The 11591-nt window shown below is 58.7% G+C and carries 10 protein-coding genes; 7 read left to right on the top strand and 3 right to left on the bottom strand.

The genetic code is table 11. The features are described from left to right. Positions 1-96: 96 nt before the first annotated feature. Together C0398_05690 and C0398_05685 are read right to left on the bottom strand one after the other, a co-directional pair. Complete coding sequence (locus C0398_05690) at positions 97-771, bottom strand: hypothetical protein (protein MBA4365485.1); 675 nt, start codon at positions 769-771, stop codon at positions 97-99. Then, a complete protein-coding gene (locus C0398_05685) occupies positions 761-1549 on the bottom strand; it encodes a potassium transporter TrkA (GenBank protein ID MBA4365484.1) in 789 nt (262 codons plus the stop codon). Before C0398_05685 ends, C0398_05690 begins: the two co-directional genes overlap by 11 nt. An 80-nt stretch (positions 1550-1629) precedes the next feature. Here C0398_05685 and C0398_05680 point away from each other — a divergent pair, with 80 nt between their 5' ends. From C0398_05680 to C0398_05665, 4 genes are all read left to right on the top strand, one after another. Continuing rightward, a complete protein-coding gene (locus tag C0398_05680; protein MBA4365483.1) occupies positions 1630-3483 on the top strand; it encodes an ABC transporter permease in 1854 nt (617 codons plus the stop codon). A gap of 10 nt (positions 3484-3493) precedes the next feature. Further along, positions 3494-4789: a nitrate ABC transporter ATP-binding protein gene (locus C0398_05675; protein ID MBA4365482.1), complete on the top strand. Its 1296-nt coding sequence runs from the start codon at positions 3494-3496 to the stop codon at positions 4787-4789. Between the two features lie 157 nt (positions 4790-4946). Continuing rightward, positions 4947-6917, top strand: a complete 1971-nt coding sequence (locus C0398_05670) for a sodium-translocating pyrophosphatase (protein ID MBA4365481.1) — start codon at positions 4947-4949, stop codon at positions 6915-6917. Positions 6918-7035: 118 nt separating this feature from the next. Beyond that, complete coding sequence (locus C0398_05665) at positions 7036-7761, top strand: hypothetical protein (GenBank protein ID MBA4365480.1); 726 nt, start codon at positions 7036-7038, stop codon at positions 7759-7761. Here C0398_05665 and C0398_05660 read toward each other — a convergent pair. After that, positions 7758-7961 (bottom strand): hypothetical protein, encoded by a 204-nt coding sequence (locus C0398_05660; GenBank protein ID MBA4365479.1) that lies wholly within the window; start codon positions 7959-7961, stop codon positions 7758-7760. The two genes, C0398_05665 and C0398_05660, sit on opposite strands and share 4 nt — an antisense overlap. Positions 7962-7971: 10 nt before the next feature. Here C0398_05660 and pyk point away from each other — a divergent pair, with 10 nt between their 5' ends. The 3 genes from pyk to C0398_05645 all read left to right on the top strand — a co-directional run bounded on the left by pyk (position 7972) and on the right by C0398_05645 (position 11590). Next, positions 7972-9393 carry a pyruvate kinase gene (gene pyk, locus C0398_05655; protein MBA4365478.1) on the top strand — a complete coding sequence of 474 codons (1422 nt, stop codon included), beginning with the start codon at positions 7972-7974 and terminating at the stop codon, positions 9391-9393. A 99-nt stretch (positions 9394-9492) separates the two neighbouring features. Next, positions 9493-10839: an MFS transporter gene (locus tag C0398_05650; GenBank protein MBA4365477.1), complete on the top strand. Its 1347-nt coding sequence runs from the start codon at positions 9493-9495 to the stop codon at positions 10837-10839. Next, on the top strand, positions 10742-11590 hold the full coding sequence (locus tag C0398_05645; GenBank protein MBA4365476.1) for a hypothetical protein: 849 nt from the start codon (positions 10742-10744) through the stop codon (positions 11588-11590). Before C0398_05650 ends, C0398_05645 begins: the two co-directional genes overlap by 98 nt. Position 11591 lies beyond the last annotated feature (1 nt).

Here is an 11591-nt window from a genome sequence, read left to right as displayed (position 1 = left end):
TGAGGGCGCCTGTAAACGCTACCTCGGTGAGCATCCCCAGGAGGTCACGACGGAGAGAAGTCGAACGCCTCGTGCGAGTCCTTTCCCTCATGACGGTCACGCCTTGACGAATACGCGTCTGAACTGCTCTTCCGCCTCAGGAGCCACCAGGCCGATGACGATGTCGCCTGCACTCAGAACCGTAGCCCCGCGCGGGAAGATCACGTCGCCCTCATGCATGATGGCAGCCACGACGCACCCGGCAGGCCATGTCAGTTGCCTGATGGTCTTCCCAATCACGGGAGACTCACTGGTAATCTTCAGCTCGACAAGAGTCGCTCTGCCCTTGCCCAGCGACACGAGAGGGATCATGTCATTCACAATGATGCCTTCTTCGATGACTGTCGCAAGGATGTTCGTCGAGTTCAGAGCAAAATCCACGCCGAACTTGTGAAAGATGTCCTCGTTGCGAGGATCATTGATGCGAGCAGTCGTCAGTGGAACCTTGAAGCGAACTTTGGCGAGCTGACACGCCACCAGGTTGTCGGCGTCGTCTCCCGTTACTGCCGCAAACCGGTCGGTCTTCTCGATGCCGGCGTCGATGAGAGCGCCCATGTCACAGCAATCGCCGTTGATGACCAGCGCCTTTCCCCAATCCGACAACGCCTCACAAGCCTCCGCATTTTGCTCGATAACGGCAACGTCATGCCCTTTGCCGACGAGCAAATGAGCAAGATAGGACCCAACCTTTCCTCCACCTGCAATAATGATATACATGGTTCTACCTCTCATTCAGATGGAAGATCGCGCTGACCTTTGGAAGGTCCGATACGTGCAGCGCCACCAGCAGGTGATCACTTTCGGCGACAACATCGGTTGCTTTGGGGAACGTCGTGGTTCCATCGCGCGTCAGCGAGATGACCTTGAAGTCGTCCAGAGCCTCGATTTCGGCTATCGTCTTCGCCGGAATTCTCGTGTGGAAGGTGACTTCGACCAGCTCGATACCGCCGCCGGGCAGAATGAAGTGACTGTCCTCGCTGCGGATCATGAACTTGCTGTAGATGATGTTCGCAGCTGAAGTCGTTGGACAGACTGTCTCGAGGCCGAGAGCCCGGTAGGTCTCCCCTTTGACAGGGTCGAACACGCGGGCGATCACCATGGGCACCTTGAAAATAGTCTTGGCGACCTGTGCGGCCATGATGTTCATGTTGTCCCCATCACTTACGGCAGCGAAGCCATCGGCATGCTCAATCCCTGCGGACTTGAGCACCTCGATGTCGAATCCAACTCCGGTGACAGTAGCTCCATTGAACTCATCGCTGAGCCGACCGAAATTGCCCGGATTGCGGTCTACCACAGCCACGTCATGGCCTTCTTCCGAGAGCTTCGTGGCAAGCTGAGCGCCAAGGCGCCCACAACCAACGATTACAATATACATGACCAGCATCTCCTTGCGAACCCGTGGAACGGACTCATCACAAACGAGTGAGTATAGGCAGCCCCCTGCGGACGTCAAGGTTTCCAATCTCCTTACTTGGGGTGTCCCTTCACATCGCCAGACAAGACCCATTCATAGGCTCTGCGTTGTTGCAGGCTCAGCGCAACGGTGCTACCATGGGCCGCGCACATTTGCCGTCATCAGGAGATACCATGCAGGAATCGCTCGAAAACCAACTCATCAAGACGAGTCCGAGAGGAAGCCGTCCGCGCCGCACGCGAGCTACGTCCCCGGTGGTATGGGGTCAGTCAGGCGCTGTCATGGCATTCTACCACAGCGGAGCGCTGGCTGATATCGTTATCATTCTAGGGATCCTCGGCGTTTTCTACGGCATAACTCAGGTCGGCCGCGAGTGGACGGGCGTTCTGAGGCCGACGGTACTGATCGACCTCTCATTCCGTGCGCTGCCTCGGTACACACTGTTCTCACTGGTCCGTGGGTTGGCCGCCTACTGCATCTCCTTCCTCTTCACTATTGTGTATGGCTACTGGGCGGCCAAGGACCGGCTGGCCGAGAGACTGCTTGTCCCCATCCTGGACATCCTGCAGAGCATCCCCGTCCTGGGATTCATGCCAGGCGTCGTGCTGGCACTCGTTTCCCTCTTCCCCAACAGCAACATCGGACTGGAACTTGCCGCAGTACTGATGATCTTCACGGGACAGGCATGGAACATGACGTTCAGTTTCTACAATTCTCTCAAATCGGTACCGCAGTATCTCCAGGAGGCCGGCACCATCTATCGCTTCAACTGGTGGCAGCGTCTCACTCAGATTGAGATGCCCTACAGCGCCGTCGGCCTTATCTGGAACAGCATGATGAGCATGGCCGGTGGATGGTTCTTCCTCATGGTCACCGAGGCATTTCAGCTGGGCAACAGGGATTTCAGGCTGCCCGGCATCGGGTCCTACATGTCCGTCGCTGTCGAGAAAGGCAACGTACCGGCCATGGTCGCAGCGGTCGTCGCCATGGTCCTGATGATCGTTGCGCTGGACCAGTTGCTGTGGCGGCCGACCGTTGTCTGGGCACAGAAGTTTCGTATCGAGGACACGAGCCAGGAAGAATCGATGGACTCGTGGTTCCTGGACCTCCTCCACCACTCGCATATCCTGCGCTGGATGGGCACTGCAGGTTCCTCCGTCGGCCATGCATTCGGCAGCCTGGTTTCGCGGCTGTTCCGGAACGTCCCTCGCACTATGCCGGGCAGCTCTCCTGCTGCTTCTCCTCCCGAGAAGCATGGGGTGTCGAACCGTCCTTCGGTCTCCGTCGTCTTCTCTCGAATCCTGTTCTTTCTGCTGGTGGCCGGACTGGCTGTTGCCCTTGTCCAGGTCGTTCGCCTCCTCATATCCGTTCGCATCGGTGAATGGCTGCGCCTGCTGAAGAGCGATCTACTGACCCTGGCACGCGTAACCGTGGCCATTGCCCTCGGGACCCTGTGGGCCTTGCCGGTAGGTCTGCGCATCGGACTCTCGCCAAAACTGTCGAGGATCATGCAGCCAATCGTCCAGGTCGCGGCATCGTTCCCGGCGCCGATGCTGTTCCCGGCCGTGATCCTCCTGCTGGCTCTGCTCAGAATCAATATAGGCTTCGGAAGTGTCGTACTCATGCTGCTTGGCACTCAATGGTACATCCTGTTCAACGTCATTGCCGGCGCACAGGCGATTCCCTTCGACCTCAAAGAGGCTGCTGCGAGCTACCGTGTTACGGGCAGGCAACGCTTCTGGTCCCTGTACCTGCCGGCCATCTTCCCGTACCTCGTGACCGGCTGGGTGACAGCAACGGGTGGAGCCTGGAACGCCAGTATCGTCGCCGAGATCGTGACGTTCCGCGGTGAGACCCTCAGAGCACAGGGGATCGGATCTGTCATCAGTGAGGCCGCATTTGGCGCCAAATTCGCCGAACTGGCTGCTGCAATCCTCATCATGTCGCTGACCGTCGTGCTCATCAACCGCTTCGTGTGGCACAGGCTCTATGCCGTCGCCAGTACGCAGTATAACCTCAGCAAATAGAGGAGACCCCATGGAAGGATCTGTGCAACAGCCCATCCTGCTCTCGAGCGAGAACGTCACTCAGCGCTTCTCAATGCCCAACGGAAACATGGTGACCGTCCTGGACAGCATAAGCATGGAGATACGGAAGGGGGAAATCATCTGCCTCCTCGGCCCCTCGGGCTGTGGCAAGTCGACATTCCTGCGCATCCTGGCCGGCCTCATGAAGCCCACCAGCGGCAAGGTGTTCGCCCGTGGCACAGAAATGGCAGGCCTGACCCCGGGAGTCGGCATGGTTTTCCAGATGTTCGCTCTCTTCCCGTGGATGACCGTGAGCGAAAACATCCAATCCGTCCTCGTCCCTCTGCAACTCCCACGTGAGGAAGTGCAGCATCGCGTCAGCACCGTGATCAAGATGGTCGGCCTCGAGGGCTTCGAAGAGGCGTATCCACGCGAGATCTCGGGCGGCATGAAGCAGCGAGTGGGCATCGCACGCGGTCTTGCAGTACAGCCTGAACTGCTTTTCATGGACGAGCCGTTCAGCGCAGTAGATGCCTTGACGGCGGAGTCGCTCCGCACAGATCTGGTCGACATCTGGGACGAGGCCGATGGTCAACCTGCCTCCATCGTCATGGTCAGTCACGACATCAAGGAAGTCGTCTACATGGCGGATCGCATCGTTGTCTTCTCGGCGAACCCGGGGCGTATCCGCACGATCGTCCAGAACAAGCTGGCACGACCTCGCGACTACCGGGCACCGGAGTTCCTGGCGATGGTGGACTACCTCCACGACATCATCACGACCAACGAACTCCCCGACATCCCTCCTGTGGCGGTAACCACTCCTTCACGGCCCGTCTACGAGCCACTTCCGCCTGTCTCGTCCGGTGACGTCGTCAGCTTCGTGGAGTACCTGGACTCACATGGCGGCCAAGGCGACGTCTTTGTCCTGGCTCACGAGTTCGGCAAGGAATTCAGCGACCTCATCAACATCGTCAAGGCTGCCGAGATGCTGGATTTCATCGATACACCAAAGCAGCGCACCGTGCTGACGCCCCTGGGGCACCGCTTCTCGGACATGGACACCGAGGACCAGAAAGTCGTCTGGAAACAGCAGATCCTGACTCTCAGCATCTTCAAGACGGTTCATGCGGACGTTCAGGCATCCCGGAATGGCACCATGCTCGACGACGAGGTCCAGGACCGCCTGGCACAGCTGTTGCCCAACGAGAACCCGGAGTTCACCTTTGCGACCTTCATCAACTGGGCCCGTTTTGGCAATCTGCTGGCATTCGACGAGGATTCGGACGAGGTGTCGCTCCAGTAAGACGAGCCGTTTGCAGCCCCTTCACAGCCACACCCCCTCAAGAACCTGAACGTCGGGTTGACAGAACGCGTATGGCTATATACTTACTCTTTGTTGGTTTTTGCTGGCAGGAGGGTGTCATTTGCCTCCCTCTGGGTCCAGACTCTGGAGGCACGAAATGAACATACTCATCATCCCTGTCGTTGCCGGCCTTACCTGCATTGGAGCCGCACTCTACCTGTTCCTCAGGCTGAAGGCAGCCAAAATCTCCTCTCCGAGAATGAGCGAGATCGCCAGCTACATAGCAATCGGGGTACGAGCGTACCTCTCCCGCCAACTCCGGGCGATTCTGCTCGTCACTCCTATCGTTGCAATAGTCCTGGGTTTCGCTCTGGACATCTGGATTGCAGTGACATTCGTGCTTGGCGTCTTCACTTCGCTGATTACAGCGTACATGGGTATGAGCGCGTCCACCCGTGCAAACGTCAAGACCGCCGACGACGCGACTCGATCGGTGAACACCGCGTTTCACACGGCTGTCTTTGGCGGATCCATCATGGGTTTCTCGATCACGGGATTCAGTCTTGTCGTGCTGTCGGTGCTCTATCTACTGTTCAAAGATCCAAACCCCCTCGTCGGCTTTGGATTCGGTGCCAGCCTCGCGGCTCTCTTTGCCCAGATCGGGGGAGGCATCTATACCAAAGCAGCCGACATCGGAGCGGATCTCGTCGGCAAGATCGAGGCAAATATCCCCGAGGACGACCCCCGCAACCCGGCTGTTGTCGCCGATCTGGTGGGCGACAACGTAGGCGACTGTGCCGGCAGAGGCGCAGACTTGTTCCAGACGTTCTCGGATGACATCATCACCGGAATGGTCGTTGCTCTCACACTGGTCCCCAAGTACGGAGGTGCCGTGCTCTTCTTCCCCATGCTCCTCCAGGCAGTTGGCCTTGCTGCTTCGATGCTTGGCGTCCTGTCCATACGGCTCTTCGACCGAAGCAAGCCCGAAACCGCCTTCTACCTCGGCATGGGCGTGACCACCGTCTTTGCGGTGCTCGGCTCCTTCCTGGTCAGCCATTTCCTGGTTCACGACATGGCCCTCTTCATCGGCACCTGTCTGGGAGTCACAACCACCCTTGCGTCTTCGATCATCACGCGGTACTATGCAGGTTCCTCGGGAAAACCGGTCCACGACATTGCCGAGGCATCCAAGCGCGGTGTAGCGCTCAACGTCATCACAGGGCTCTCCGCTGGTCTGCAGAGCCCCCTGGGATCTATCGTCATGATCGTCATCGCTGTCGCAGCGGCATACTTCATCTCCGGCGGCTCGCTGCTGGCGATCGTCGCCGTCAACATTGGTACCGATTTGCTCATCGGCTACATCATGACTGCCGACGCCTTCGGTCCGATCATCGACAACGCATCGGGTATCGCAGAGATGTCGGGGGCGCACGAGCAGGTCGTCCGCTCGCTGTCACAGCTCGATTCAGTCGGCAATACCATGAAGGCAACCACCAAGGCCTATGCGATGTCATCCGGAACGGTAACGTCCTTCGTCCTGTTCTCGACGTACTTCTCCATTGTCGGTCTCAAGACGATAAATGTGATGGAGCCGTACTCCATTGCATTCATCCTGCTCGGCATCTGCCTTCCGTACCTCATCAGTTCGCTCACCATCGGCTCGGCAGCCAAGACAGCAATGCTCATGGTCGACGAAGTCCGCCGCCAGTTCAGGACTATCCCTGGCATCCTGAAGGGTGAGGCAAACCCCGACTATGCAACCTGCATCGACATCTCGACGCGCAACGCCCTCAAAGAGATGATCCTTCCGGGCGTCATCAGCATCGCGGTGCCGATTTTCGTGGGACTGATGTTCGGCCATTGGGCGCTTGGGGCGCTCCTTATCGGAGCAGTACTCAGCTCGGCCCTGCTGGGGCCATTCTTCAACAACACCGGGACTGCCTTCGATAACGCCAAGAAGCTCATCGAAGACAGTGGACGCAAGGGGTCCTTCGAACATCAGGCAGCCGTTGCTGCAGACACCGTCGGCGACCCGCTCAAGGACGTGGCAGGACCCGCGCTGCTGATCTTCATGAAGCTCATCGGCATGGCAGCCCTGCTCATCGCGGGCATCAAGCCACTGTTCTAGCACAGGCACAGCGCCATCATCAGGAAGAGGCGGGACATCACGGCTCCCGCCTCCTGTGCAAATCCTGCCTCTTCTGGTATAGTATCGCTATCTCATGACACCAGCAGAGGAGTGACCCATGAACGTAGCTCAGTTCATCACCGGTTTGTTGCTCATCGTCCTGTCTGCAGGGCTCTATTTCGCGTCCAGATCGCGCAAGTCGCATGCCGGTCAGCTCTGCCAGGCACAGACACTGAACCTTCAGCAGGCTGCGCAGGGCCGGCTCTACGGCAAGTTTCAGGGCTCAATCGTCGCCGACCAGCCGCTCACGGCACCCTACTCGGCTCGCCCGTCGGTCGCCTGGAGCGCCCACCTGGAGAAAGGAACCGACGAATCGGACGAGGACGGCACGACGACCAACTGGGAGACCGTGTGGTCGCAATCCGCCAGAACGCCGTTCCAGCTGAAGGGCGCGGGCGAGTTGTGGTTTGACGAGCGCGGCGGTCTGCCCACCCTTGACGCGCCGTCGACCTTCGACCAGTCCATTCATGACGCGACGAACCCCATCATTGCGCCCTACGTCACCGGCAGCCGTGGCCTGCTCAGCCGGCTGAACAAGCCGAACTTCCACGCCGTCGAGACATCGTTTGCTCCCGGAAGTCAGGCATTCTTTGTCGGCCCCGTCGAGGCGGTCAATGGGTTCTGGGTCGCGCGCGCCGGTCAGAACAAGGAGTACAGTGTCCTGACGTGGAAAAGCGAACAGCAGGTCCAGAAACGCATGAGCGGTGTCGGCACCCTCTGGTGGCTGCTCAGCCTGGTCGCGTTCGCAGCAGGGGCCCTCGCCATCCTCGTTTCGTTTAGCTAGCATCTCTGGTCGCACAAGTATTGCCCAAGAAGGCTCTGTCCGAAGCCTCCAGCAAGGAAATTGCAGTCAAGTAGGTTCCATTCATACCCGATTGGGGCCCCAGACGTCTGTCCGAGGCCCTTCTTCATTTGTGCGAGACAACGTTGGACTATCATGTACTGGAGATAGGCGGTCTGTGCCCTGACGATGGAGGAATACATGCCTGACAACATGAACGTCAAACGTACCAAGATCGTCGTCACACTCGGACCAGCGACGAATTCCGAGGACATGATCCGGGCGCTCGCCGAGCGCGGGGTGGACGTCTTTCGGATCAACTTCTCACACGGTACGGACGAAGAACGACTTGCTACCATTGCTGCCGTGAAAAAGGTCCGCGGCGAACTCGACCTGCCTCTCGCCATCCTCCAGGACCTGCAGGGACCGAAGATCCGCCTGGGCACGTTCAGCCAGGGACCATGCGAGATCGCGACCGGAGATGACTTTCGTCTTACAACCCACATGATGGATGGAAATGCCCAACAGGCCAGCGTGGACCACCCTCGTCTCACCACCGAGGTGCGGCCCGGGGAACTCATCTTCATCAATGACGGCCTGATTCGTCTCAAGATACGCGAAATCGAGGGTGACACCATTGTCACGGAAGTCTTGAAGGGAGGAACCCTGTCGGACCACAAGGGGGTCAACTTCCCCCAGTCGGACCTCCATGTCCCGTCCATTACGGAAAAGGACAGACATGATCTTCTTACTGGGCTGCGGGCGGGCGTCGACTATGTAGCGCTCTCGTTCGTGCGCACGCCAGACGATGTTCGCGAGCTCCGTACACTCATGGAGACACACGACGCGCATGTTCCCATCATCGTCAAGGTGGAAAAGTGGCAGGCCGTCCAGAACATCGAGAGCATCCTCGCCGTGGCAAACGGCATCATGGTCGCCCGGGGAGACCTGGGCGTCGAGCTGCCTATCGAAGAAGTCCCCCTCATCCAGAAGAGAATCATTGCCCTCTGCAATCACATGGGCAAGCCAGTCATCACCGCGACGCAGATGCTCAATTCCATGGTCGAAAACCCATCCCCCACGCGGGCAGAAGTGACAGACGTCGCCAATGCCATCTTCGATGGTACGGATGCTGTCATGCTGAGCAACGAGACCGCAGCCGGCAAGTTTCCCGCGGAGACCGTCGAGATGATGGAGCGCATCATCGAGACAACCGAACGAAGCAACCTCTACTGGACGGCCATAGAGGCCCGTGATACCGAGTGTGCCTCGGACACGTCGGATGCGATCGCCTATGCCGCCGTCCGCACCGCTCAGACCGTCGGGGCCAAGCTCATCGTCTGCGCGACAGAGTCGGGCAGGACCTCGGTCCTGATCTCGCGCTATCGCCCACACACGCCCATCCTTGCTCTAACACCGAGTGACCTGGTTCAGCGCCACCTTGCACTGTACTTCGGCATCATCCCGATGGTCGTCCAGCAGTTTGAGAGTGTCGACCACATCCTCCGCACCGCCGTCGCCATGGCGCGCATGTCTCATCTGGCACGACGAGGCGACAAGATCGTCATTACTGCGGGTTCGCACGCAGGTGTCGCCGGCAGCACCAATCTCATCAAAGTCGAGGACTTGAACTAGGCTCGCTCCCAGAGCATTGCAAATCGACCGGTACACATAGAATAAGCTTGGTACAATACCCCGGAGTTCCGGGGTATGTCATAACAAGGGGGAACAAGCATGAAAAGAAAGGCATCCTACTTCAAGATCTTCCTGCTTGGATTCGGCTTCTTCGGTCTCTCGATCCTCTGGTCGCTCTACAACTCGGATATTCCCATCATGCTGAAAAACGTCTATAGCATGTCGTACACCGCATCCGGGTGGGTGATGAATCTCGACAACATTCTGGCCATTACGCTCATTCCTCTGGTTGGTTTCTGGTCAGACCACCTCTGGACGCGCATCGGCCGTCGCATGCCATTCATCATCTCGACACTGCCCATTGGCGGACTCCTGTTCGCTCTGGTCCCATGGATTCCGCTGTGGCTTGGAACAAGTGCAACATCACTCGCGGCATTCATCCTGGTACTCTTCTTTGTGAACATCTGCATGGGCATTTCACGATCACCCATTATCGCTCTGATGCCGGACCTCGTTCCGCCGGAAGAGCGCTCACCAGCCAACGGCGTCATCAATTTCATGGGAGGATTCGGGTCCCTGCTGGTGTACTTTGTTGTCGGAAAGATCTCGACGACCAACAGACCGCTGGGGTTTGCCATTGCAGGAGCATCGGTCCTGGTGGCCGCCGTCATCATGTTCCTGTCGATCAAGGAGACGCGTGACTCGCTTGACCGCAAGGCTCCTCAGTCGGAGCATGCTGACTTCTCCCTGCTTCGCAGGATGTGGACGCCGAAGTACCGCAGTCTCCTGCTCATCTGCCTGGCCATTTTCTTCTGGTTCATCGCGTTCAACGCCATCGAGACGTACTACCCGACGTACATGCATGCCGAGAGTCCTGCCGTCCGCGACCTCATCACGAGATTCGGCACTGCGATACCCACCGACGCAGCTCAGATTGCCCAGTTGGACAAAGCCCGCCAGGCGTCCGAGGCAAGTGCCAAGTTCAATCTCGGCGTCTTCTCCCTCGCGTTCATGCTCCTGTCGATTCCGGCAGGCTTCATCGGCAAACGGCTCGGCCGCAAGACGACGATTCTCATCGGGCTTGCAGGCGTCATCATCATGGTCCTCCTGCTCGCCTTCGGTATCGCCACGACCGCTGGACTGACCATCTTCGTTATGGGCGGCCTGTCCTGGGCTCTTGTCAATATCAACTCGCTGCCGACCGTTCTTGACATGGGGAACCTGGAGATGGTCGGAGCGCTGACCGGTATCTACTACTTCTTCTCCCAGGCCGCCAGCATCGTCAGCCCTCCACTCGTCGGACGTATCGCCGATCTCGCAGGCGGGACGATGTCGGTCATGTTCCCCTATGCGGGTATCTTCTTCGTGCTCGCAGCGGTCTGCATGCTCTTCATGCGCCCTGAAGACAAGCCGGCTGTCTCGTCCGACAATGGCCCTGCCGTTTGACAAGGCCTCCGCAGCTCCGATCCGCCACCAGGCAGGATCAGACACAGCCTGCCTCCTGCTGCACGGCTTGACCGGAGCACCTGCTCGCGACCTCTGGTTCCTCGCGGACTATCTTTCTGCACGCGACATTTCCGTCGTTGCCCCGCTGCTCACGGGCCATGGCAAGACGTGGAAGGAACTGGAGTTTGCGACGTCGGAATCCTGGCAGAATGACGCCCTCACGGGGCTCGATGAGGCGTGCGCGATGGGCAAGACCGTATTCGTGGCTGGACTGTCGATGGGTGGAACCCTCGCCCTGTACCTGGGAGAACATCGACCCGAAATCGCAGGGCTGATCACGATCAACGCGCCCGTCTATCTGGACGACCCCAAGATGAAAGTTGTCCCGATCCTGCGGCACTTTCAGAGAAGTCAGCCCAAGGCGCCTCCGGATGTCGCCGATCAGGACGCCATGCTCCCAGATCTCGGCTTCAACTCCCTGGAGGCCGTCTATCAGTTCGAACGCCTCATGCGGGGCGTCCGTGGCGACCTTGGCATGGTCACCCAGCCGCTCCTTTCCTTCCGTTCGACGCAGGACCACGTCGTCCCGCCCCGCAACGCGGAGTACATCCTTGACCACGTCAACAGCCGCGTCAAGAGCGTCATCACCCTCCAGCGCTCCTACCACTGCGCCACGATAGACTATGACCGCGAGAGGATTGCGGTCGGCATCGAACAGTTCATCGCACTGGTACAAGCGCGGCAAGGCTGAG

It is taken from the genome of Coprothermobacter sp., assembly GCA_013824685.1.
Classification (GTDB): domain Bacteria; phylum Caldisericota; class Caldisericia; order Cryosericales; family Cryosericaceae; genus Cryosericum.
The sequence above is the reverse complement of the archived record's forward strand: the minus strand, read 5'-3'. Positions and strand labels throughout refer to the sequence as shown.